The sequence below is a fragment of the Streptomyces sp. LE64 genome, from assembly GCF_052606915.1.
This window is the reverse complement of record NZ_CP199708.1, coordinates 6,630,993-6,655,659: the sequence shown is the minus strand read 5'-3', so window position 1 is coordinate 6,655,659 and position 24,667 is coordinate 6,630,993. Positions and strand designations below refer to the sequence as shown.

Genomic DNA, 24,667 nt, shown 5'->3' with positions numbered 1-24,667 from the left:
CCTTTCCTCCCTAGCCGTGGAACGCGAGTACGGTGGTGAACTCCTCGGTGCCGTCCACGAAGCCGGTGCCGACCAGCGTCGTGGCGGGCTCCTTGCGTCCGAAGCCGGCCGAGTACCAGCCCAGCGGCGGGTCGTTCTCCCCGCGATGGGCCCGCCAGTGCAGTCGCCCCGGGAGGTCGAGCACCGCGGAGCGGTCCTCCCCGTCCCGGGTCCAGGTGAGCACGGCCCGGTTCGCCACCAGCTCGGCGGTGATCGTCGGCCCCAGGTGGAACGTCAGCTGCGCGGCCCGGCCCGGTCCGCGCACCTCGTCGAGCACGTGCACCTCCCGGCGGTCGGCGAGCAGCTCCACCCGCCGGCGGTGCACGGAGCCCGGGTACCCGTCGTGCTCGGCGCACCAGCGGGCGGTGTCCGGGTCGGACGCGTCGGCGGTCAGGACGCGGCTGCGGGCGTGCCGGGTCCACAGGAACGGGCCGCCGGAGAGGGACTGGTCGGTGCCGTCCAGCCGCAGGGTGTTGTGGCCGAGGGTGGACCGGAAGTACTGCCGCCACTCGGGTTGCCCGTGGTAGCAGTAGGTTCCCGGGTCCGCGAGCACGTCGACCCCGTCGTGCCGGACCTCCACGGAGAGCGCGTCCGCGTGGGCGTGGGCGGCGATCGACAGGAAGCCGTGCGGGCCGCCGTCGCACCGGCACCAGATCCCGCCCGGGCCGCGCAGGATGGTCATGCCCGCATCGGCGAAGTGGGCCGGCCGGTGCTCCGGTCGGGTGACGGCCGGGGACGAGGGCCGGATGAGCGCGGCCCACAGCGGGGTGCGCACATCGGTGCCGGTCACCACCGGCCACCAGGGCAGCCGCCCGAACACGGCGTCCCCGGTCACCAGCAGCGAGGCCCAGCGGTCGGTGCCCCCAGCGTCCACCACCAGCCCGTGTCCGTCGTCGGCGTCGCCCTGGCGCGGCGGCCTCAGCCGACCGTCCACGACGGCCGCGAGCGCGTCGGTCATGCGCAGCAGCACCAGCCGGACGGTGCCGGGGACCGGGACGCCGGCGGCGTCCGCCTCGGCCAGCGCGGCCAGTCCGAGCTCCAGCACCAGACCGTGGTACTCGGTGGCCAGCTCTCGGTTGAGGCCGGAGGGGAAGGTGTTGTGCCGCAGGTGCCGTTCCAGCGACCGCAGCGCCTCGGTCCGCCAGCGCGCCGAGGAGGGGAACCAGCCGAACGCGCAGGACGCGGCGAACTGTCCGGCCGCCTCGGCGATGACGTGGTTGTTCGCCGAGGACCCCCGGCTGGGGAAGGCTGCCAGCCAGCGCTGGTGGTGCCAGATCTGGTGGAGCGCCACCGGGTTGCCCTCGAACAGTTCGGCCGCACCGGGCCAGTCGTGGAGCAGTCGACGGATCCACACCCAGGAGAGCAGCCGGATGCCCAGCTCGATGCCGCTGGTCCAGTGGACTCCGCACAGCGGCGGGTTCGCCGCCCACCAGGAGCGCAGGTGCTCGGCCACCCGCTCGGCGTACCGCTCGTTCCCGGTGAGCGCGTAGGCCGCGGCGAGCACGGTCAGGTGCTGGTGCCGGGACGGCTCCCATATCTGCTTGACGTCCCCGATGGCCTCCTCGTCGCGGTAGGGCACGTCGAAGGCGTAGCCGGCCGTGGCCCGGCGCCCGGTCTTGGGGTCCCACCACCAGTCCGGGTCGACCATGTCGTCGCGGTCCACCCCGAAGTACGTGGCGTGCCCGGCCATCAGCCGGTCGGCCTCGGCGACCAGGCGCTTGCCGGCGTCCGGCGGCACCGCGGCGAGGGCCCCGGCGGGCAGCGGTGCGGTGAACCGGGCGTCGGTCGGACCCGGGGAGTGCGGCTGCGCCGAGCGCCACCGCCGTCGGCGCAGGGCGTCGGCCGCCCGGCCGCCGACCTCCTGCGGACCCATCCGGGACAGTCGCCGCAGGTACCAGGCCGTGCTCATGGTCATCGCGCGCCCGCCAGCGTCACCGGCGCGCCCGCGGCCAGGCTGGTCCGCACCGCGAGGGTGGCCGCCGTGGTGGCGACCAGCGACTCCAGCGGCACCGGCATCGGGGCGCCGGCCCGCACGGCACGCAGGAAGGCGTCCAGTTCGGCGCGCTGTCCCTTGTCCCGTGCCTGGGGCAGCCGGGAGCTGACCCACCGCTTGCCGCCGTACACCGAGGCGCGGACGAAGTCGTCCAGGCGCAGCGCACGGCCGTCCGCGACCAGGTCCAGGGTCTCCTTGGGGAAGCCGCTGGGTCCGGTGGTGACGTAGCTGATGGTGGCGGTGGATCCGCCGGGGTAGCGCAGCACGACCTGGAGGTCCTCGTTGCCGGGCGTGGCGACCGCGTACACCGAGACCGGGTCGGCCGCGAGCAGCCAGCTCGCCGTGTCGATGAAGTGTCCGCCCTCGCCGGCGAACCGCGAGCCCTCGGTGCCCTGTTGGAGGTACCAGCTGCCGTGGTCCAGCCGGCCCGCGTTCACCAGGTAGCGCAGGTTCGCCGGACCGGTGGTGGGGCCGAACCGCTTGCGGCCCTCCCGCAGCAGGGGCGCGAACCTGCGGTTGAAGCCGACCTGGAGCCGGTCGTTGCCGGACTCCTTCACCGCCGCGAGCACGTCGGCCAGTTCGTCCTCGGTGAGCGCCAGCGGCTTCTCCACGAACACGGCCTTGCCGGCCAGCAGCGCCTTGCGGGTCAGTTCGGCGTGCGAGCTGTGGCGGGTGACCACGAACACCGCGTCGACGGACGGGTCGCCGAGCACGGCGTCGAGGTCGGTGGTGGCCCCGGCGAAGCCGAACTTCTGCTGTGCGTTGGCCGCGGACAGCGCCGTCGTGGTGACGACCGCGGACAGCTCGACGCCCTCGCGCTGCGCCAGGTGCGGCAGCAGCATGGACGTCGCGTAGTTCCCGGCGCCCACGAAGGCCAGCCGGACCGGTCCCTTGCCGGAACGGGTCGGGGCGGGCGCCGGCTCGCTGCGCCGCACGGCGGGCACCGTCACTTCGGGGGCCTGCGCCTCCACCGCGCGGGGAGCGCGGTCGGGGTAGCGGAACAGCACGGCCACGGCCTTCAGGTCACCGTCCTTCAGCCGCTGGTAGGTCTCGACGGCGTCGTCGAAGTCGGCGACGTGGGAGACGAGGGGCTCCACGTCGATGCGTCCGCGGGCGGCGAGGTCGAGGAAGCACGCCAGGTTGCGGCGCTCGGTCCAGCGGACGTAGCCGATCGGGTAGTCCCGGCCCTCCAGCTCGTACTCCGGGTCGTAGCGCCCGGGACCGTACGAACGGGAGAACCGGACGTCGAGCTCCTTCTCGTAGTACGCGTTCCAGGGCAGGTCCAGACGGCACTTGCCGATGTCGACGACCCGGCCGCGGTCCCGGCTCAACCGGGCGGCGAGTTCGACGGGCTGGTTGCTGCCGCCGCCGGCGGCCAGGTACACCTGGTCCACGCCGTGGCCGTCGGTGAGTTCGGCGACGGCGTTCTGCACGGCCGTGGACTCGGGGTCCCCGCAGGCCGCCGCGCCCAGCCGCTCGGCCAGTTCGCAGCGCCCCGGGTCCGGGTCGACTCCGACCACGCGGACTCCCGAGGCGGCCAGCAACTGCACCACCAGTTGCCCGATCAGCCCGAGGCCGATGACCAGGGCCACGTCGCCGAGTTGCGGCTCGCCCCGGCGGACGCCCTGCATCGCGATGGACCCGACGGTGCCGAAGGCGGCGTGCCGCGGTGCGAGGCCCTCCGGCACCCGTGCGTAGAGGTTCTTCGGCACCCAGTTCAGTTCGGCGTGCAGGGCGTGCTCGTTGCCGGCGCAGGCCACCAGGTCACCGACCGCCACGTCGTCGATCCCGGCGCCGACCTGCTCGACCACCCCGCACAGCGAGTAGCCCAGCGGGGTGTAGGAGTCCAGCCGGTTGTTCACCTTGCGGTAGGTGGCGGTCAGTCCGTTGGTGGCCACGCTCTGCATGACCTTGGCCACCTGGTCGGGCCGGGAACGCGCCTTGCCCAGCATCGACATGCTGGCCTCGGACACCTTCATGAGTTCGGTGCCGGTGGAGATCAGCGAGTAGGCGCTCCGGACGAGCACGCCGTTCGGCTTGCACCCCGGCACGGGCACGTCGAGCAGCGCCAACTCGCCGCTCTTGTAGTTCTGCACAACTTGCTTCACACGAGCTCCTCTTGTTTCTACGCGGTCAAGCCGTCCGGCCCTGGCCGGAGCCAGAGGTCGCGCCGCGGTACCAGTACTCAAGGGTCAGTACGTGCCAGAGGTGTTTGGAGAAGTCCCGCTGCCCGGCGGCGTCCTCGGCGACGAGCCTGGCGAGCGCGTCGCGACGCAGCAGACCGGAGCTGACGAGCACCCCGTCGTTCACCACCTCGCGCACCAGCGGAGCGAGGTCACGGCTCATCCAGGCCCGCAGCGGGGCGCTGAACAGGCCCTTGGGCCGGTAGACGATCTCCCGGGGCAGGACGGAGGTGGCCGCCTCCTTGAGGACGGCCTTGCCCTGCCGCCCGACGATCTTGCGGTTGCCGGGCACCGCGAACGCCGCCTTGACCACCTCGACGTCCACGTACGGCACCCGCACCTCGGTCGAGGCGGCCATGCTGGACCGGTCCGTGTAGGCGAGGTTCAGGCCCGGGAGGAACATCCGGGCGTCGCCCAGGCACATGCGGTTGACGAAGTCGTCGAGGTCGTTGTCCCGGTAGACCTCGGCGTGTTCGCTCAGCACGTCCTCGACGGACCGGGCCAGGTCCGGATCGACCAGGGCGAGCAGTTCGTCCCGGTCGTACATGGTGTAGCTGCGTCGGAACGCGGTCTCCTCCGGCAGGTCGGCGAAGGAGAGGAACCGCTTGGCGAACCGCACCGAGCGGTACCCCCGGCGGGAGGTGGCGACCGGAAGCCGGTCCACGATCCGGGACGCCCCGCGCCGCAGGGGCCGTGGAACGCGTTGGTAGCGCAGCGCCAGCAGGTTCGCCAGGTGTTTGCGGTATCCGGCGAACAGTTCGTCCGCGCCCATCCCCGAGAGCATCACCTTGACCCCCGCCTCGCGGGCGGCCGAGCAGATCAGGAAGGTGTTGATGGCGGCGGGATCACCGATCGGCTCGTCCAGGTGGTACGTCATCCGGGGCAGCAGGTCGAGCACGTCCGGCGCGATCTCGATCTCGTGCAGGTCGACGCCGAACCGCTCGGCGACCTGCCGGGCGTAGCGCAGGTCGTCCGGCATCGCCTCGAACTTGGCGTCGGCGGCGCGGAACCCGATCGTGTAGGCGGAGATCCCGGGCCGGTGGCGGGCGGCCAGCGCGGTGAGGTAGCTGGAGTCCAGACCGCCGGAGAGGAAGGTCGCCACCGGCACGTCCGAAAGCAGGTGCCTGCGGTTGGACTCCTCGACGACGGCGGCCAGGTCCGGCAGTTCGCCGCTGCGGGCCCGCTCCCGGCCCTCGGCGGCGACGTCCCGCAGGTTCCAGAAGCGGCCCCGCTCCACCCGGCCGTCCGGCCGGCACCGCAGCCAGGTTCCCGGCGGCAGCTTCTCCGCTTCGCGGAACGCGCAGCGCGAGTCCGGCACCCAGTAGTACAGCAGCGAGGCCACCAGTGCCGTGTGGTCCACCTGGAGCGATCCGCCGGTCACGGCGGCGAGCGCCTTGAGCTCGGAGGCGAACACCAGGCCCGTGCCCCGCCGGAGCAGGAACAGCGGTTTGATGCCGAGTTGGTCGCGCGCGAGCACCAGCTCACCGGTGCGCTCGTCGAAGACCGCGAAGGCGAACATGCCGCGCAGTCGCGGCAGGCAGTCCGTGCCCCAGCGCCGCCACGCCTCCAGCAGCACCTCGGTGTCGGAGGTGCCGCGGAAGCGCACCCCGGCGCCGGTCAGTTCGGCCCGGAGTTCGGGCGCGTTGTACAGCTCGCCGTTGTACGTCAGCGCGAGGCCGTCCGAGACCATCGGTTGGGCGCCGGTCTCGGAGAGGTCGATGATGGCCAACCGGCGGTGCCCGAGGTGCACTTCGCCGTCGCCCGCGGGGTGGCTGTACCGGCCCGAGCCGTCCGGGCCGCGATGGGCGAGGACATCGGTGAGCCGCTCGATCACGGCCTTCCCGTCCGGCCATCGGTACGTGCCTGCGACGCCACACATGTTCTACCGCGCCTCCTGGTCGCTGTCCGGGGCGCCGGCGGCCGTCGTCGACGGCTGCCTCGTCCCGTTCTGCCGGGCCGACCGCGTCCGCGGTGCGCCCGTCCTGTCCTGCGGTGCCGGTCGCCCGTCGGGGCCGCGCAGCGCGGTGTGCGGCCCGTCCCACAGCGTGCCGTCGGTCCGGTCCCGCGGGTCGGGGTCGATCAGCACCACGCCGATCACCCGGACGTCCCGGTCCGCGAGGTGTCGTGCCACGGTGTGCAGCCATGCCGCACTGGCGTGCCCGGCGCGCACCACGAGCACGGTGTGCTGCCCGAGGTGCTCCAGGTCGGTCCAGGCCGTGCCGGGAGCGACCGAGCCGACGGCGATCCGGCGGGTGGGCCGCGGCAGGGACCCGGCGTCCTCGGCGCTGACCACCGTCAGGTCCCCGGGCGTGCGCCTGCCGTCCACGAGCCGGCGGTCCGGCAGCGCGTCGACGAGGGCCACCTGCCCCTCGTCCGCGAGTGCGGCGGCGAGGTCCACGGCGATCGCGGCGGCGCTGCGGGCGGCGCCCAGTTCCAGCAGCGAGACCGGTTCCGCGTGTCCGCGCACGGCACGGAGCAGGGTCGTGGCCAGCCGCTCCCGTGCCGCTCGGGTCCGTCGGCGGTGCCAGGGCGCCGGCCGCCGGCGCAGCTCCGCGAGGACCGAGGCGCCGAGGTGGCCGGCGATCTGCCGGCGCAGCACGGGGCGGTCCGCCACCACCGTGCCGACCACGGCCAGTGCGAGGCCGAGGGCGAGTCCGAGGACGAGCCCGATGCCCGCGTTGGTGACGGCCGTCTTGGGCAGGGAGTGCCGTACCGCGCGCGGCCCGTCCACGATCTGGGTGCCGGAGACGAGTCGGGGCGTGCCGGTGCGCGCTTCGGCGGCGCGCTGGTCGAAGTCGGCGATGCGCGAGTTGAGTTCGGCACGGCGGGCGAAGAGCGACTCGGTGCTCGCCGACGCCTTCGGGTCGCTGCCCGGCGGCCGGTCCCCGATGGTCTCGTTGACCTGGGCGAGTTCCTTGCGCATGCGGTCCCGCTGGTCGAGCAGCGCCTCGGCCTCGGCCTCGGCCGCCTCCCTCATCCGGCGCACGTGGTCCGTGACGAACGCGTCGGCCAGGGCCTGGGCCCGGGCCACGGCGTCCGCGTCGCTGTCTCCGGTCACGTCGATCTGCAACAGGTTGTTGGTCAGGCCGGTTCCCCAGTACTGCTGCATGAAGTCCTCCGGTTCCTCCGGGGACCCGAGGGCTTGCAGGGCCTGGCCGGCGATCCGGGTGGTTCCCAGCAGGGCGACGTCGGTGCGGATCAGCGTTCCGGTGTCGTTGGGTTGGTCCTCCTTGTGCGCCACCAGCACCTTGGTCACCGCGCTCGGCGGGGGCGGCAGCAACACCGCCAGTGCCGCACCGGCCACCAGCCCCAACAGTGCTGCGGTGCACCAGAGTCGGCGGCGTCTGATCACCGAGACCACCAGTGCCTGGAGGTCCAGGAGCGGAGTCGCGGCGGGCGACTTCGCCGTCGTGCTCGTCGTCACGCCGGCTCTCCCGTCTCCTGGCCCCGGTCCCCGGGCGCGGGAGCGTCGTCCTTCGACGCCGGGTCGGCGGATGCGGCCGGCCGGGTCAGGGCCGTGCCGGCGACGACGGTGCCGAGGAGTTCGTACCCGCCGTCCGTGCAGGCCCCGGCGACACCGGCGAGTTCCTCGGCGGTCCACCGGTGCGCGCTGAGCACGACCAGGGCGCCGGCTGCGGTGTCGTCACGGTCCGGCACCATCGGCCGGGACACCGAGACCCGCACCACCCGCAGCGCCGGACGGCCACCGCCCGACGCGGGCGGAGGGGGAGCGTTCCGGGCTTCGACGACGAGTCGTTCCGCAGCACGGCGAGCGGTCTCGTCCCCCTCCGGGACGACCACCAACAGCTCGTGGGAGCCTGGCCGTTCGTCCCGGAGCCGGGCGCACACGCGCTGGTAGCGGATCCGGCTGCCGCTCTCGTCGCCCGCGGGGGACGGGCGTGGTGCGTCCCACCGGGTGTCGAGGGCGAGCAGGCGCCGGAGCCGGGCCCGTGGGTCGCGAGCTGCCGGGCGTGTGGAGCGGTCGACGGGCACGTCGACGGTGCCCAGGAGCACCGATCCCAGCGCCGCGGCGATCTCCGGCTCGGTGCGCAACCGGCGGCTCGCCCGTGCGGCCGCGAGGTGGCCGACGACCCCGAGCAGGAAGGACGACACCGCCCCCGCGCCGACGAGTTGCACCCGTGTCGGTGGCGCCTCCTCGGTCGGGCGGGCCGCCGGACCCATGACGACCATGCCGGACCTGCCGGTCGCCGGATCGGCCTCCTCCAGCTTCTTCACGGCCTCGTCCAGCGCGCTGCGCAGCTTTTCGAGCGTGGTCCGGGTCTGCACGCTCTCCACGGTCCGCCCCGGATCCGCCGCTTCGGCCAGGTCGGTGATGCGACGGTTGGTCTCCACCACCTTCTGCCGCAGCGCTTCGGGCCCCGTGGCCGCTTCCGTCTCGGCACCGCCGCCGGCGAGCCGCGTGGCGAAGGCGATGAACTCCTGGGCCACCCGGTCGGACAGGCGCTGCGCCCGCTCGGGGGTTTCGGCGGTGCCCGAGATCTTGATGATGGTTCCGTCCGTGGCCTGGGCGCCCACCCTGCCCCGGAGTTCGGCGGAGCCGACCCCGGTCCAGCCGAGTGCCGCGGCCGCGCGGTCGACCACCGTCGAACTGGTCGCGATCTCCACCTGGGTCAACAGTTCTCGTTCTTCCCACTGCCCCTGGAGCAGTACCGATGTCGACGTGGTGTACCGCGGAGGGAACACCAGCGAGGCGCCGTAGCCGACGAGTGCGCCCGTCAGGGCGAGGACCGTGAGGAGCCGCCCGCGCCGACGGAGGATCCGCCCGATGGTGACCAGGCGTATGGTGTCTTCGCTCAACGACGCGGTCGCTTCCCTGTCCGTGTCCGGGCGCCCGCCGAGGTCCGGGTGCGGTCGCGGCAGGCAGCGGCGTAGGCGGCGAGCAGCGCCCGCTGGGAGTTGCGCCAGGAGAGTTCTCCGGTGATCCGCTCCTGGCCGATCTTGCCCATCCGCGCGCGCTTCTCCGGATCGTCCAGCAGGAGCGCGACGAGTTCGGCGAAGGCGGCCTCGTCGTTGGCGGGCGCGTAGACAGCGGCGTCGGCGGCGGAGACCCTGGCCTCCCGGAGGTCGAACGAGACGATCGGGCGGCCCATCGCCATGTACTCCAGGACCTTGTTCATGGTCGACACGTCGTTGAGCGGATTGCGCGGGTCGGGGGACAGGCACACGTCCGCGGTGGACAGGTAGCGCACCAGGTCGGCGTCCGGGATGCGTCCGGTGAACTGCACCTGATCGGAGAGACCGAGTTCCCGGGACAGTTCCACCATCGCGTCGAAGGCGTCGCCGGAGCCGATGAACACCGCGTGCCAGTCGGTCCGCTTGAGGTCGTCACGGAGCTTCGCGAGGGCGCGCAGGGCGTAGTCGACGCCGTCCTGCGGCCCCATGACCCCGAGGTAGCACAGCAGATGGGGTTTCCCGTTCTTCAACTCCGTTTCGGGTGGAACGGGTTGGAACCTCTCGACGGCGGGCGCACTGCGCACCACGAACACGTCCTCGGGGCTGCGACCGCCACGGCGCACCGCGACGTCCCGGTAGCTCTCGTTCGTCGCGAGCACCACGTCCGCGGCCCGGTAGGTCAGCCGTTCCAGGGCGCAGACGGCGCGGTAGAGCAGGTCCTCGCCCCGGTCGAACCGGGAGAGGTACAGCTCGGGCACCAGGTCGTGTTGGTCGAAGACGAAGCGGGCGCCGCGCCGCTTCAGCCGGAGCGCGGGCAGGAACAGCAGGTCGGGCGGGTTGCAGGCGTGGACCACGTGCACCGGGCCGACCTTGCGGGCCAGCCGGGCGGTGTGCCAGAGCGCCGATCCGTACTCCCGCAGGTAGCCGGCCGGACCGCCGGTGGCCGCCCGCAGCGGGTAGCGGTGGATCCGCACCCCGTCGATCACCACGTACGACTCCGTGTCCCGTTTGGTCCCCCGGGGGCAGATGACGTGCACCTCCCAGCCGGCGTCGCGCAGCGTCGTGCACTCCTGCCACACCCGCCGGTCGAACGGCACCGAGAGGTTCTCCACCAGGATCAGAGCGCGCCGACCGGTCCGGTCGCCGCTGATTGCATCACCAAGCAAGGCCCACGTACCCCGGTTCGGTACGACGCACGTCGGCGTCGGGAAGACGGATGAGATCGATGAGCAGCGGCGCGTCGCCGTGGGGCAGCGCCGCCAGAACCGCCGGGTCCCTGGTCCCGATCAGGCAGACCTCGGCGTGTTCGAGCACCTCGTCGACGGTGTCGGCGAGCAGTTGGGCCAGGTGGGGCAGGCGGGTCTCGATGTACTCGCGGTTCGCGCCGAGCAGTCGGGAGAGGCTCACGTTGGCGTCGTGGATCCGCAGGTCGTAGCCCTTGCCCAGGAGCCTCTCGGCCAATTCGACGAGCGGGCTCTCGCGGAGGTCGTCGGTGCCGGGCTTGAAGGAGAGGCCGAAGAGTCCGACCCGGCGTTTGCCGCTGCGTTCGACCAGGTCCACCGCCCGTTGCAGGTGCGCCGAGTTGGAGGGCAGCACGTGTTCGAGGATGGGGACGTCGACGTCGGCACGCCGCGCGGCGTGGACCAGGCTGCGCAGGTCCTTGGGCAGGCAGGAGCCTCCGAAGGCGAAGCCGGGGCGTAAGTAGGCGGGGCTGATGTTCAGCTTCCGGTCGGCCAGGAACACGTCCATCACCTGGTGCGAGTCCACGCCGAGGGCCTGGCACACCGCACCCAGTTCGTTCGCGAAGCCGATCTTGAGGCCGTGGAACGCGTTGTCCGCGTACTTGATCGCCTCGGCCGTGGGAACCGGCACCCGGAACACCTCGCCGGGCAGGCCCTCGTAGAGCGCCGCCACCGCGTCGCCGCTGGTCGGGTCGATTTCGCCGATGACCGTCTTGGGCGGGTCGAAGAAGTCCCGCACGCTGGTGCCCTCGCGCAGGAACTCCGGGTTGACCGCGACCCCGAAGTCCACCCCGGCCGTGCCGCCGGCGCTCTTCTCCAGGATCGGCACCAGCAGCTCGGTGCAGGTGCCCGGAAGCATGGTGCTGCGGAACACGACGGTCTGCCAGCCGCCCCGCTCGGCCAGGGCGGCGCCGATCTCCTCGGTGACCCGCTCCAGGTACGTGGTGCACAGGCTGCCGTTGGGCTCCGAGGGCGTGCCCACGCAGACCAGTGACACCTCGCTGCCGAGGATCGCCTCGCGGACGTCGCCGGTGGCGCGTAACGCCCCGGTCCGCACGACCTCGGCGGTCAGTTCGCCGATCCGTTCCTCGACCACCGGGGCCTTGCCGTCGTTGACCAGGTCGACCTTCACCGGGTTCACGTCCACCCCGATGACCTCGTGCCCCATGTCGGCCAGGCACGCGGCCGACACGCAGCCCACGTAGCCGAGCCCGAAAACGCTGATCCTCATGCTCCGTCCCTCCGCCCAGGCAGGCCCCCACGGCCTGCGGTCCGCACGCGGGTCGAACGACGACCCCCGCGCATCAGTAGGCCCCCTGCCCGTAGAACACCGCACGCAGCGTCTTCCACAAGATCACCGTGTCCAGGGCGAGCGACCAGTCCTCCACGTACCGCAGGTCCAGCCGGACCGCTTCCTCCCACGGCAGGTCGCTGCGTCCGCTGATCTGCCACAGACCGGTGAGGCCGGGCTTGACCAGCAACCGCCGCCGGATGTCCGGACCGTAGGCGGCCGACTCCTCCGGCAAGGGAGGTCGCGGACCGACCAACGACATCGATCCGGTGAGCACGTTGAAGAGTTGCGGGAGTTCGTCGATCGAGTAGCGGCGCAGCACCGCTCCCACCCGGGTCACCCGCGGATCCCGGCGGAGTTTGAACAGCAGGCCGGCGCCCTCGTTGCGGTCGGCCAACTCGGCACGCGCCCGGTCTGCCCCCGCCACCATGGTGCGGAACTTGAGGATGGTGAACTCTCGACCGTCTTTGCCGACCCTGCGCTGACGGTAGAACGCCCCGCCCCTGCTGTCCACCAGGACGAGTGCTCCGACGAGCAGCATCAGCGGCGCGAACAGCATCAGCAGGATCGCGGCGCCCATCCGGTCCACGACCGCCTTGACCGCCCGGCGGCCTCCGGTGAAGGTCGGCATGCTGACCCGCAGCAGCGGTATCCCGAGCACCGCGTCGACGTGCAGCCGCGGACCGGCGACCTCCATGAGCACGGGGGCGACGACCATGTCGGCGTCGCTGCCCTCCAGGTTCCAGGCCAGCCGCTGGAGCCGGTCGGGCGTCCAGTGCGGGTCGGGGGTGACCGCGACGACGCGGTAGCCGCCGCGGCGCACGTGGTCGGCGACGTCCACCAGCCGGCCGACGACCGGCACTCCGTCCAGTTGGTCGCCGTCGAGCCCGCGGCCGTCCGTGGTGCAGACCGCGTCCACCCGCCAGCCGAGGTGCGGGAACTTGCGGGCCCGGGTGATCAGGTCGCGCACGGTGGCCGCGCTCCCGGCGGCGAGCACCGGTCTCAGGCACCGCCCTTCCTTGCGCTGCTTGTGCAGCCGGAGGCGCAGGAGGTAGCGCGCGCTCATGGTGACCAGCGCGATCGCGGGGATCGCGACGAAGATCCAGAGTTTGATGTTGCGCGAGGTGAGGGCGATCCCGCCGAGTGCCAGCACGACGGCGGCCATGAACAGCGAGTGCCCGAGCCGGCGGAACTCCTCCGCTCCCTGGCCGAGTACGGCCGGGGACCAGGACCGGCTCACCGCGAGCGCTCCCAACACCAGCAGCTCGGTGCCGAAGGCGAGGATGCCCCACTTCTCGTGCCAGTTGGCGGCGTCCCGGACCCCGAAGAAGTTGCCGATGGCCGCCACCACGAAGGCGGTGGCCAGGGCATCGCTGGCGATCACGGTACGGCGGTAACGTTCCTCCCAGTCGATCTCGGGGCGGCCGATCACCCCGTTCGCCAGACGCCCGTGTGCCGACGGCAACGGGTTGGCTAATCCCCCCTGCTCCACAGAACCCCCCAGGTTCCCAGCGGTTCGACGTGTGCGCCTTACACTGTTCCTTCGAGAGGCCCCCGCCTCCCGCGCCGCGCTGTTCCTCCCGGAAGACCTCGGTCTCCCGCGCATGCCTTTCCGACGAGGTCCCTGCCGTGCGAACAGCCCACCCCGGCGGCAGCGGACACGGGTGTGCCCTGCTGAACCTTCACCGTGTGCAGAACCCGTTCGACCTCGGACGCTCCCCGCGTCCAGGGCCCCCCTCGGGCTCCGTGATCGCTCGCCCCCCGCGGTGCGGGGGCGGCGAATGCTGGCTGTTCGTCACGCCGGACTAGAGATCGTTCATCGTTCGTTTCGCTCCCGAGCAGCTGAAGCACGGTCAATCTAGACCATCGGCGCCGGTATGGAGAGGGGGTGTGTGCAATTTGTGTTCAAGGTTTGGAACTGGATCTTCCGATGAGTGTCCGCCCAACAGCCTTTGGACAACGGGGACATGCTCGGTGACCTGCGCCGACGGACGTTCCCGGGCCCCCCGGAACCAACAACTCCGAGGCGTACCGGCGCCGCGGCCGGGACGCTCCCCCGTCCAGCTGACAGCCCCAGTAGGAGCATCACGACGGAGCCGCGTCTACGCAGTAGTGATGAGTGATCCACAACTGCCCTTCTGCGCCACCTAGTTCGACCGTTGCATCCCGCTGCCTCTGCGCCGGGGCGTGCGCCAGGGGGCGCACGAGGTGCGCGAGGTGAGCCACCCGAAGGACGGGGGAACGCACGACGCGATCAGGTCGGCCTCGGACGCCCTCCGCAGGCGCAGGACCGCACGGGCGGGCGAGACCCCGGTCAGCGCCACCGGACCGGAGATCGGCCCGAGGCTGATCGCGCGGGGCGGGAGGAGCCCGGGCCGGGACCCTGCCGGCGCTCGGGTCGAACGCCCGGCCGGGCCGGGACCCGAGCGCCGGTGGTCATGCCGGACGGCTGAAGCGGCGGGCGGCCCAGAGCAGGGCGGTCGCACCGACGGCCAGGAGGAGGGCGCCCTCGACGAGGAGGGAGGGCTGCCGCCCGAACCACTCCATGCCCGCGCCGGCCCGGTCCGGTGCCCTCAGCTCGATGCAGCCGCGCAGCAACTCCACTCCGTGGGCCAAGGGGTTGGCGACGGCCAGTGCGTTGGCCCAGCCCGGCAGGGACTGGAGCGGGAAGAAGCCGCCGGAGAGGAAGAGCAGCGGCATCATCACCAGCCCGAGCAGCGTGTGGAACACCTCGGGGCGATCGAGGCCCACGGCCAGTGCCAGGGACAGGGCGGTGATGGTGAAGGAGGTCATCACCATGCCGGCGAGGAGCAGGACCAGCAGGAGGGGGTCGTAGGGCAGGCCCACCGCGCCGGACAGAGCGAGCAGGACGGCACCCTGGATCGTGGAGACGGCGGTACCGCCGGCACAACTCCCCAGCAGCAGGGTGGACCGGTTGACCGGGGCCATCAGGAGTTCCCGCAGATAGCCGCTCTGCCGGTCGGTGATCAGGCGGATGCCGACCATGATGGCCGGCGCCTGAACGGTCATCATCAGGATGCCGGGGAAGAGGAAGGTCTGGTAGCCGACGCCCAGCGAGGAGTGGGGGATCAGCGCGGCCAGCCCCCCGCCCAGGATGAAGAGGTAGAGCACCGGCTGGATCAGCATCAGGGCGGTGTGGGTGGGCTGGGCCGACAGGCGCAGCAGATCGCGGTGGAGCAGGGCGTGCACGGCACGCAATTCACGGCGCACCCGGATCAGCGGGGCGCGCGCCGGTCCGCGCGGAGCGGCGGTGGCCGGTTCGGGGGAGACGGCGCCCGGGGTCCGGGAGGGCGGGGTGGTCATGGGCCCTCTCAGGATCCGGAGTTCGGTACGGGGCGGGGGCGGGCGACGGTGTGGATGCTGCGGCCCGTGTGGTGGAAGAAGACGTCGTCCAGCGTCGGCGGGGTGGCGGAGGCAGCGTGCACGGCGATGCCGTGGGCCTCCAGTGCCGCACACAGCCGGGGGATCCAGGCGCTTCCGTCGGGCATGCGCAGGCCCACCCCCTCGGGGTCCACGGCGACGGTGGTGTTCTGGGGGGTGATCCGGCGGACGACCTTGCCCGCCGTGGCGTCGTCACTGGTGCGCAGCGTCACCCGGTCGTCGCCGATGGCGGCCTTCAGCACCGCGGGCGTGCCGTGGGCCACGATGCGGCCGGCGTCGATGATGGCGAGGCGGTCGCAGTTCTCCGCCTCCTCCAGGTAGTGGGTGGTCACGAAGGGGGTGCTGCCGTGCCGGTCGCTCAGCGAGCGCAGGTGTTCCCAGATCTGGGCCCGGGCATGGGGGTCGAGCCCGGTGGTCGGCTCGTCGAGGAAGAGCACCCGCGGTGCGTGCAGCAGGCCCCGCGCGAGTTCCAGGCGACGCCGCATGCCACCGGACAGGGTCCGCACGGGAGCACGGCCGCGGTCGCCCAGCCCGACCACGTCGAGCAGCTCGGCGGCGCGCGGCCGGACCCGGCGGCGGCGCATGCCGTGGAGGCGTGCGTGGATGTGCAGGTTCTGCTCGACCGTCAGATCAGGGTCCAGGGCGCTGTGTTGGAAGACCATGCCGACCCGTCGCCGTACCCGCTCCGGGTGGGTGAGCACGTCGACGCCCGCCACGACGGCCTGTCCGGCGGTGGGGCGGGCCAAGGCGCAGAGCAGGGCGATGGTGGTGGACTTGCCGGCACCGTTGGGGCCGAGGAAGGCGAAGGTCTCGCCTTGCAGCACGTCCAGGTCGAGGCCGCGGACGGCGTGGGTGGTGCCCACCGGTCCCGTGTAGGACTTGGCCAGCCCGCGGGTGCTGATGGCGCGTTCCGTCCCGGGAACGGCGTGCGTAGGGTGCGGGTTCTGCGGAGCGGACGTCGGACGGGCTGCACGGGGCGGGGTGGGGTCGCCGGTGTGCGGCTGCATGTCGTGATCCTCGTCTGCGGGGTGCGATGGCGGGGGGCGCGCGGGGAATCCGACCGCTCCGGTCGGCGGCTGCCCGGGGGCGGCCACCGACCGGAGGGCCGTCTCTGCTAGGCGCAGCTGATGCCGATGCAGATGGTGTTGAGGAGGGTCAGCAGTCCGACGCACTCACACGTCGCGGCGAACGGGGCTCCGTCGACGCCGACGGGGTCGGTCTCCGGAAGGGCGTGCAGGCGGGCCAGCAGTTCGAGGGCCTGGTTCTCCATGACATTCTCCTTCTCCAGTGAGGTGGCGACAGGTTCCCTGCCGCTCAACCCGGCTGCTGGACCATCCAGTGCCGGGGGTCGGTGTGGCGTACCCGCAGGAGGAACGCCAGGATTCCCGCGGAGCCGTCGCTCCAGCCCGTCGAGACGTCCCCGTACTCGTTGGGGAAGACGACGTGCCCGTTGCGGTGGGCCCGTTCGGAGACGATGAGGCGGGCCAGGTCGGCGGCGTGCGCACGGTGGGCGGTGTCCCCCGTGGCCTCGGCCAGGTCGAGGAGGAAGTCTCCGTTGCCGGCGAGCCCGTGGCACTGGGTGAGGGGGGCACGGGAGGCACGCTCCACGACGGCGCGCGCGGCACCGCGGGCGAGGTCCCCGAACCGCTCGTCGCCGGTGACCCGCCACAGCCGGGACAGGAAGGACCCGATGCCCGCGGACCCGTGACACCAGTACGGGGCGGTGGGCACGTCCGCGCTCTGGGCCGGCCACTGGACGGCCCCGCCGATCGTCACGGCATCGGCCACCAGGCGCTCGCCCACCGCGGTGGCGAGGTCCAGGTGTTCCCGACGGCGGGAGACGTCCGCGGCGGTGAGGAGGAAGCAGCCGATGCCCGACGCTCCGTGCGCGAAGCCGAGATAGCGTTTGCCCGGCTCGGCGGAGGCCGCTTCTGCGGGCACCGGCCAGCTCACCCCGGTGGGATCCCGCCGCACGGCGGTGGTCAATCGGTCGGCCGCCTCGACGACCGCCTCGGCGAACCGCGCGTCACCGGTGCGGTGCCACAGATGGGCGGCAGCCAGTCCGCTGCCCGCCCAGCCGTGGGTGATGTCGTGGTGGAGCGTCGGATCCTGCGGGGCCAGGGCGACGGCCACCGCGTGGTCCGTCAAGGTGCGGTCGTCGACGGCGCGCCCGGCCTCGTACAGGGCCCAAGCCGTCCCACGGCCGCCGAAGTGCAGTCCGGAACGCACGGAGCGGGTACCGGTCCGGGCCGCGATCCAGTGCCCTGCGGTGGAGATCAGCGCCGGCAGGCGCGGGTCGCCGGTGAGTTCGAAGTACCTCGTCAGGACCGCCAGGACACCGGCCGCGCCCTGCTGCACGGTGCAGGGGTCGGTCTCCCCCGCGGTGGTGGACACCGGCCACAGCCGCCGGTCGTCCTGCGGGGTGATCGAGTCGACGAGGTGGTCCACGATCCCGGCCACCGCAGCCTGGATCACCTCGTGCGACTCCTCGCTCCGGTCCTGCCCGGAGGCAGTGCGCACGGGGTTCGCCGCCTCCTGCGCCCGGTCGAGGGCCTCGCGCGCGCCGGCCGGATCCCAACGCTCGACGGGCTCGTCCTTCATCAGTCCGAGGATGGTCTCCGAGAGGCCCTCCGGCAGGGGGAACGGGTCGGTGCAGGCGGCCAGCCAGGCGGCGAGCCGCTGTTCCGCGGGCCGGTCGGCCGGTTCCTCGGAGAGCAGGTTCGGCACTCTGCCGAGGAGGACGAAGCAGATGGTGGCACCGAGGCTGTAGTAGTCCCCGGTGGGAGAGACGGGCGCGTCGGCCAGGCGTTCGGGGGGGCTGAAGCCGGGGGTGCCCACCCGGGTCGGCAGCGGGAGGTCGTCTTCCAGGACGGCGAGTTCCAGGTCGATGAGGCGTAGTTCGCCGTCCGGGCGGACCATGACGTTGGCGGGGGTGAGGTCCCGCAGCACGCAGCCGTGGGCGTGGGCCGCCGCCACCAGGTCCACGAGCCGCCCGACCTGGGCCAGCGCCTCGACGCGGTACTGCCCGTGTCCCGCGTCGCGGAAGCGCTCGGCCACCCAGGTGCGCAGGGGCACGCCCGGCACTTCCTCCTGGGCCAGGAACAGGTGGCCCCCGTGCTCGAAGGTCGCCAGACCCTCCGGCGCCAACCCGGTGCCCTTGAGCTTCTCCAGCGTCCGGGCCTCGGCCCGCAGCCAGTCGCGGACATCGCTGCCGGACCGGTCGGCCTCCACGTGCGGCCTGGCCTCCTTGATCACCACGGGGGCGCCGGTGGTGACGTCCGTTCCCCGGTAGACGCCGCCCTTGTTGGTGTGCCGGATCGCCTCCCGCACCGAGAAGCGGCCGCCGAGCAGCACCGGTTCGCTCGCCGTCCGCTCGGCGCGCGGCGGAACCGGTACCGACGCGGGGAAGGGGCTGACCGCCCAGGGGGGCGGGTCGTACTGCCCGGAGCGCTTGTCCTCCACGGGGTTGCCCTCGGGGTCCTCGATGTACCACACCAACAGGCCGTCGTCCGACAACCGGCGCCGACCGACGAAGGCTCCGTAGCGGTAGTGCACCAGGCTGTGCGCGGCGTACGGCTGGTCCGACAGGATCCGCGGACCGGCCAACCCCGCCGTGGCCCGGTGCAACTCCTGTGCGAGACGGGCCGCGTCGGCGTCGGAGCACGGGTACACGGTGATGAACTTGCCCGAACTCCCCCGTGGTGTGGCTCGGGAGTTGAGGGCGCTCACCTGTTCCAGCGAGCGGGCGAACTTGAACGCCGACTCGTCCCGCAGCAACACGCCCAGGGATTTCACCAGCACCTCCGGCGCGGAGGCAGCCGTTGCTGACACGTGTAGCTTCCAGCCCTGCTGGCGTCGCGTCCCCGAGTCGGGCGTCAGACGGCACCACATCTCGTCGGTACGGGACGTCCACCGCGCGCTCGTGCCCGTCTCCTGCAACACCTCGCCGAGAACGCCTTCGAGGTCGACTCCGGTCGTCGGGCCCGAACGCCCGCCCGTCCCCGCAGCTCCCTGTGCTCCCCGACCGAATGCATCGTCGAGGTCGGCTCCCATGGTCTGACTCGTCATGCACGTCCCCCTCAACGGCGAGAACCGCCGGCGAAAATATGCCCGTTCACATGAACGTAACAAAGTAGGCCCGACAGGCAATACGAGAAGCAATGAGCGCGCGGTGTCCTTTCGGGGACTACGGGCGCCCACCAGCGCAGAGCGCGCCACGAAGGGCGCACATCACGCCAGCGGGAAGGAATTCGTCCGCCCGATGGGCGGCATATCACCACCCCTCCCCGGGAACACCACCGACTCCACCCCACCCGCCCGCCACCCACATCCCTCAACGAACACCCTGGTCGGACCGGGTCGGACATTCCCGAGCCACCCCACCCACTCCTCATCCACACCACAGCATCCCCTTCGTCCACCACCCCTACAGCACAGGGCAGAAACTCGAACGAGGCAGCGAGATGAAGTCACCCACACGGGTATTAGCAGCGTTTCCTAGCACATATTTTCGCCGCACAACTCCCCTCTTCGCGGAGAAATCACCCAGGACCCCCGAGACCCTCGAATCGGACGCACGATCAACACTCGAACGGATTCTCCGAACAAGTCGCACAACCGAAGGGCTCGGGGAAGTCCACCCCGACCTGGCCGGTGTAGCGACACCTCCGACCGCAGGCCGGGCAGTGCCTACGTGGACGGCCGGAACGCCTGGTCCATGAGGCCCCGGTACGCCGCTCGGCGCCTGCACGCCCCCGGAGGCCCGGGTCACCTTCGACGCGGTGACGCCGCTTCACCGCGCAGCGCGGGCACGTGTGCCCGTCCCCCGCAGCAGATGCGTGCGCCTCCCCTCGGCGTCCGGAACGGCCCGCCCGCAGGTCGCGGTGATCACGGTAGGGGCTCTGCCGCGGTGGATCCGGCGTCTACTGCGGTGGTTCTTCCGGCTTCCGCTGGGCGGCTGCGACGAGTTGGGCGGCCAGGTCCATGAGCGCCTGCCGTAGTGCGTCGGGTTGGTGGACGGTGAAGGGCCATTCCAGGGAGGCGAGCACACGGGCCATGCCCTCCAGCCGTTCTGCCCGTGCGTGCATCAGGACGCCGGTGGGCCGGGCGGTGAGGGTCACCGCTGAGCGAGGTAGCCGGCGAGCGACCTCATCGAGGGGGCCATGGATCGTCACCTCGACCTGCCAGCGGTATGTCCCCTGGGCGAGGGTCGAGGTGAGGTGGGCGACGGGGTCGAAGCCGTCGGGTGCGGTGAAGCTGTCGGCTCGGGCGGTGACGGAGGCGATGCGGTCGATGCGGAAGGTCCGCAGGCTGTCGCGGAGGTGGTCGTGGCCGACGACGTACCAGCGGCCGGTGTGGAAGACCACGCCGTAGGGGTCGATGTCGCGTTCGGTGTGTTCCTGGCGCCAGGAGTGGTGGCTGATACCGACGGTCGTGCGGGCCCGGGACGCCTGGGCCAGTGCCAGGAGGACGCCGGTGCCGGGTGCCTGGCCGGTCACGGCGTTGGCGGTGAACGACAGGGTCTCCCGCATGGCGGCGAGCGGTTCGCGCAAGGCGTGCGGAAGCACCCGCTCGACCTTGGCCAAGGCACCGGCACTGGCCGGCGCGGCGGTGCCCATGCCCAGACGTTCCGCCGCGAGCAGGCCGAGAACGACGGCGAGGGCCTCGTCGTTGGTGAGGACCAGCGGTGGCATCCGGTAGCCGCGGGCCAGTCGGTAGCCGCCGTGGCGGCCGCGTTCGGCCTCCACGGGGATGCCCACGTCGCGTAGGTGGGCCGTGTAGCGGCGCACGGTGCGGACGTCGGTGTGCAGGCGGTCTGCCAGCTCCGCTCCGGTGAGCCGGGCATGGGACTGGAGCAGTTCCAGCAGGGTCAGCACGCGGGTGAGGGGATGCGACACGGATCACTCGGCATTTCAGGGCGGATTCTGTCCTGTATCGACTCTACGCTCCCGGCAGCACCTACTTCTGGGAGATCACATGGCCACCTTCGTACTCGTTCCCGGCGCCTGGCTCGGCGCGTGGGCCTGGGAGGACACCGCCCGCGCTCTGCGGGAGCGCGGCCACACGGCGCTGCCGCTGACACTGACCGGCCTGGCCGAACACGCGGACCGGGGCGGACCCGGGACGGACCTGGACACACACATCGCGGACATCACGGGATGCGTCGAGCGGAACGATCTGCGCGAGGTCACGCTGGTCGCCCACAGCTACGCGGGCGCTCCGGTGACCGGGGCGGCAGGACGTCTCGGTGACCGGCTGGAGCGCGTGGTCTATGTGGACAGCGCCCCATTTACCGCGGGCATGTGCATGCTCGACCTCATGCCGCCGCAGGCAGCCGACCAGTTGCGCCGGCAGGTCGACGCGTCCGGCGACGGGTGGCGGCTGCCGATGCCGCCGTTCGAGGTCCTGGGCCTGTCCAGCAGTCTCGACGGGCTCGATGAGGGCCAGTTGGACGCCCTGCGCACGGGTGCCACCCCTCAGCCGTTCGGCACCTACACCCAGCGCCTCGCCGACGCGGCCGAACCCGGTCCCGGTGTGGACCGCGTCTTGGTGGCGTGCCATGACTTCACGGGGCTGCTGGATGCCGGGGTACCGATGCTGGCCTACCTGAACCAGCCGCCGTGGCGGCGCTTCGACCTGCCCACCGGGCACTGGCCGATGCTGTCCGCACCCGCCGAACTCGCCCGCGTCCTCGACCGGGCCGTCTCCTGACCGCACCGGCCGAGAGGCAGGGCCCGACGCCTGACCACGGGAGCGTCCGCAGGCTGCGGGCCTGTGCGCAGGCCCTGGCCGACGGAACGCGTGAGGCATCTGCCGAGGCGGTCGTCCGACGGGTCTTCGCCATCCAGGCCCAGGACGCCACGGCCGCCGACCTGGGCATCCGGGTACGCGGCCGGGGCCTCACCGCCCGGGCTCGGTGAGGGTGCCGTGGGCTGCCATACCGCAGCCGCCGTAAGGTCGTTCGACCACGCTCCGTTCCGTACCGCGCACGCTCTCTCCGTTTCGAACGCGCGGAGTACGGAGAGAGGAGGGCCGGTCCCAGGATGATCTTGTTCAGCTCGATCAGCTGAGGAAGCTCAGCCGCACCCGGCGCCGGGGGGTGTCGACGTTGGTGTCCACCAACGTCCGCGAGGACAACCCCGACTGTACTTCGGCCTCGGCATGCGCGGGCCGGTCCCGCTGACGACGAGTGATTCCCGTGTGGTGTCCTGATTGGTTCACGAAGCTGTCGCGGTTGGGACCCGGCCGTCCCCTTTGCGGTGCAGTGGCGGATAGCGTTCCTGACCTCGGGGTCGCACGTCCGTGCGGCGCCGACCATGCACCTTTCTGCTCTGATCTGACGACTCCACGGAGGTACGGCGACATGACCATGCGACGAGACGGCATGCCGGGTGGCAGGTTCTCCCGGCGGCGTGCACTACGGCTGGCCGGCGGCGGTCTCACGCTGGCCGTACTGACCGCGGGTGTGGCCGGTTGTCGCGAGAACGGCTCCGATGCCGGCGGATCCGGGGGGTCCGAGCCGGTCGGCGAGGACAAGCCGGCCGGGGGCGGCGCCGCTAAGGACGGCCAGGCTCCCGAGCCGCTGTGGACGAAGACGACATCCGCCCAGACCTACGGCGACAACGACGAGCTCGTGGCCGCCGGCGGTGTGGTGATCGCCAGCGGTGCTCCACTGGTCGCACTGGACGCGGCGTCGGGCAAGGAGCAGTGGTCACTGGAGGACGGCGCGACCCCCGGGGCACCGATGCTGCTCGGCAGCGGCACGCTGTACCTGGCCAGCGCAGCATACGACGGCACCGTCACCGGCTACGACCCGGCCTCGGGCAAGCAGACCTGGCGCAGCCACCTGGGCAAGGAGTACCGGCAGCCGAGACCGATCGCGGTGGACGGCGATCAGGTCTACGTCATCGCCGAGGTCCAGGAAGCCGACGGCTCGTCCAAGACCAACGTCATCGCCGCGCTGAACAGCAGCACGGGCAGAGTGGCGTGGAAGGAACAGCGCGACTTCGGCACCGAGCAGAACGGTATCCACGCCCATGCCGAGGGTGGCCGCCTCGTGTACACCGACTTCAAGAAGAACCTGACGGTGCGCGACACCGCCACCGGCAAGCAGGTGTGGACGCGCAAAACCGCCAAGACCAACTACGGCTTCTTCGCCGTGTACAAGGATCTGGTGATCGTTCCGCAGGGTCCGAAGCTTCTGGCTTTCGGCCTGGCCGACGGCTCGGCGAAGTGGTCGGTGGAGACCGCCGAGAGCTACGTCGCTTTCAAGGAGCCGGCCGTCCTGGACGACGTGCTCTACATCGTCGACGGCGACCGCACGATGCGCGCCCTCGACCCCCGTACGGGCAAGGAGATCTGGCAGTCGACGGCGCTCGCCGACGCGAATCTCACGGTGCCGCGGCAGTACGTGAAGGTGGGCGACGTCCTGTACGCGGCCACAGACCTGGACCAGCGGGGCGGCGTGATAGCCGTAGACGCGAAGACCGGTGCCGTGCGATGGACGTTCAACGACAAGACCGGTGACCATCACGCGTGGCTGGTGGCCACGGACGGGAAGCGCGTCTTCGCGCTACACGGTAAGAAACTGCACGCGCTGCCCGTCTGACACCCGCGCAGACCGTTCCAGCCCGGAACCGGCGGGCCTGCGCGGGCGCCGGCTGCCTGTGGGCAGCAGCCGAGCAGTACCGCCCGCGGTACCACTGAGCGTGGCCGGGCGCGTCGTAGAGGCCCGATTCGCGGTCGCGGCGCGGGGGCTGTCGGCCGGCCCCTGCTCCCGGCCGGACCACTCGCTGCCGCATGCGCGGTGATCAGTTGACGGTCACCTGGTCCCGGACAGGCGACTTCACGCTTCACTGGCAGGGCCGCCAGGCGCTGCGCGTCACTCCGCTCACGACCGACCTGTGCACGGCTCTCGACGCAGCCTCCATCGCCACGTCGATCTCAGGCGTCCGCCGAGACAGGCCGGCGTCAGCCGGGCGATGCCAACGGGCGGATTGGGACCGCACCACGACCCCTGACAGTTGGTGCGGCCGGACGTGGCCCGGACAGTCATGCCTCGCCGCCGCCACCCAGGAACGACAACCGGACTTGACGGTTGACATTATCGATATTGGTGTCCACCAGACACACAGACTGCCAGGTCCCGAGTGCAAGGCGTCCGGAAACGACGGGGAGGGTCGCATGCGGAGCCACCAGGGCCGGGAGGACGTGGTCCCGGCCGTGCCCGGGGGTGCCGTGGCGGTGCTGCCAGCGATCGTCCGACGGCAGCAGTTGGTGCAGTGCGGCCAGGAGGTCGTCGTCGCTGCCGGAGCCGGTCTCCAGCACGGCGACCCCTGCCGTGGCGTGCGGGACGAACACGTTGAGCAGACCGCTTCGGCCCGGGGCGACGGCCGTGAGGAAGGCCGCGCAGTCGTCCGTGAGGTCCACGACCGTCTCCCGGGTCCCGGTGGCGACGTCGAGGACATGGGTGGCAAAGGTGTCGGGCATGGCATCATCCTGGCGCACACGGCACGACGAACGCTCCGACGCCGCTCCGATCCGGACGGTTGCCGCCCCTCACCGCTGCGGGAGCGGGCGAGCGGGGAAGATTCTCCTCACGCCC

The 24,667-nt window shown here is 71.9% G+C and carries 16 protein-coding genes; 2 read left to right on the top strand and 14 right to left on the bottom strand.

Annotation, left to right across the window (positions count from 1 at the left end; genetic code table 11):
• Positions 1-10: 10 nt before the first annotated feature.
• The 13 genes from ACSMX9_RS29270 to ACSMX9_RS29210 form a co-directional block, all read right to left on the bottom strand.
• Positions 11-1,954 (bottom strand): alginate lyase family protein, encoded by a 1,944-nt coding sequence (locus ACSMX9_RS29270; RefSeq protein ID WP_445398578.1) that lies wholly within the window; start codon positions 1,952-1,954, stop codon positions 11-13.
• Entirely contained in the window at positions 1,951-4,140 is a 2,190-nt protein-coding gene (locus ACSMX9_RS29265) for a bi-domain-containing oxidoreductase (RefSeq protein WP_445398576.1), read from the bottom strand. The genes ACSMX9_RS29270 and ACSMX9_RS29265 overlap by 4 nt, the downstream gene beginning before the upstream one ends.
• Before the next feature lie 25 nt (positions 4,141-4,165).
• Positions 4,166-6,094, bottom strand: a complete 1,929-nt coding sequence (gene asnB / locus ACSMX9_RS29260) for an asparagine synthase (glutamine-hydrolyzing) (RefSeq protein WP_445398574.1) — start codon at positions 6,092-6,094, stop codon at positions 4,166-4,168.
• 3 nt (positions 6,095-6,097) lie between these two features.
• Positions 6,098-7,639, bottom strand: coding sequence for a Wzz/FepE/Etk N-terminal domain-containing protein (locus ACSMX9_RS29255; protein ID WP_445398572.1), 1,542 nt, complete (start codon positions 7,637-7,639; stop codon positions 6,098-6,100).
• The gene (locus ACSMX9_RS29250; RefSeq protein ID WP_445398570.1) at positions 7,636-9,033 is read right to left on the bottom strand and encodes a polysaccharide biosynthesis protein; all 1,398 of its coding nucleotides are present in this window, start codon (positions 9,031-9,033) and stop codon (positions 7,636-7,638) included. The genes ACSMX9_RS29255 and ACSMX9_RS29250 overlap by 4 nt, the downstream gene beginning before the upstream one ends.
• Complete coding sequence (locus ACSMX9_RS29245; protein ID WP_445398568.1) at positions 9,030-10,295, bottom strand: glycosyltransferase family 4 protein; 1,266 nt, start codon at positions 10,293-10,295, stop codon at positions 9,030-9,032. Before ACSMX9_RS29245 ends, ACSMX9_RS29250 begins: the two co-directional genes overlap by 4 nt.
• On the bottom strand, positions 10,285-11,601 hold the full coding sequence (locus ACSMX9_RS29240) for a nucleotide sugar dehydrogenase (RefSeq protein ID WP_445398566.1): 1,317 nt from the start codon (positions 11,599-11,601) through the stop codon (positions 10,285-10,287). The genes ACSMX9_RS29245 and ACSMX9_RS29240 overlap by 11 nt, the downstream gene beginning before the upstream one ends.
• A gap of 73 nt (positions 11,602-11,674) precedes the next feature.
• Positions 11,675-13,153 (bottom strand): sugar transferase, encoded by a 1,479-nt coding sequence (locus ACSMX9_RS29235; protein ID WP_445398564.1) that lies wholly within the window; start codon positions 13,151-13,153, stop codon positions 11,675-11,677.
• Between the two features lie 944 nt (positions 13,154-14,097).
• The gene (locus tag ACSMX9_RS29230; RefSeq protein WP_445398562.1) at positions 14,098-14,985 is read right to left on the bottom strand and encodes an ABC transporter permease; all 888 of its coding nucleotides are present in this window, start codon (positions 14,983-14,985) and stop codon (positions 14,098-14,100) included.
• 8 nt (positions 14,986-14,993) lie between these two features.
• The gene (locus tag ACSMX9_RS29225; protein ID WP_445398560.1) at positions 14,994-16,070 is read right to left on the bottom strand and encodes an ATP-binding cassette domain-containing protein; all 1,077 of its coding nucleotides are present in this window, start codon (positions 16,068-16,070) and stop codon (positions 14,994-14,996) included.
• Positions 16,071-16,177: 107 nt separating this feature from the next.
• Complete coding sequence (locus ACSMX9_RS29220) at positions 16,178-16,333, bottom strand: VenA family class IV lanthipeptide (protein WP_351241900.1); 156 nt, start codon at positions 16,331-16,333, stop codon at positions 16,178-16,180.
• Positions 16,334-16,377: 44 nt separating this feature from the next.
• Entirely contained in the window at positions 16,378-19,131 is a 2,754-nt protein-coding gene (lanL, locus tag ACSMX9_RS29215; RefSeq protein WP_445398559.1) for a class IV lanthionine synthetase LanL, read from the bottom strand.
• A gap of 854 nt (positions 19,132-19,985) precedes the next feature.
• Entirely contained in the window at positions 19,986-20,960 is a 975-nt protein-coding gene (locus ACSMX9_RS29210; protein ID WP_445398557.1) for a helix-turn-helix transcriptional regulator, read from the bottom strand.
• Between the two features lie 79 nt (positions 20,961-21,039).
• Between ACSMX9_RS29210 and ACSMX9_RS29205 the strand changes: the two genes are divergently transcribed.
• Together ACSMX9_RS29205 and ACSMX9_RS29200 are read left to right on the top strand one after the other, a co-directional pair.
• Complete coding sequence (locus tag ACSMX9_RS29205) at positions 21,040-21,774, top strand: alpha/beta fold hydrolase (protein ID WP_445398555.1); 735 nt, start codon at positions 21,040-21,042, stop codon at positions 21,772-21,774.
• 652 nt (positions 21,775-22,426) lie between these two features.
• The gene (locus ACSMX9_RS29200; RefSeq protein ID WP_445398553.1) at positions 22,427-23,671 is read left to right on the top strand and encodes an outer membrane protein assembly factor BamB family protein; all 1,245 of its coding nucleotides are present in this window, start codon (positions 22,427-22,429) and stop codon (positions 23,669-23,671) included.
• Between the two features lie 443 nt (positions 23,672-24,114).
• Here the strand turns inward: ACSMX9_RS29200 and ACSMX9_RS29195 are convergent, their stop codons facing one another.
• The gene (locus ACSMX9_RS29195; RefSeq protein WP_445398550.1) at positions 24,115-24,552 is read right to left on the bottom strand and encodes a secondary thiamine-phosphate synthase enzyme YjbQ; all 438 of its coding nucleotides are present in this window, start codon (positions 24,550-24,552) and stop codon (positions 24,115-24,117) included.
• Positions 24,553-24,667 lie beyond the last annotated feature (115 nt).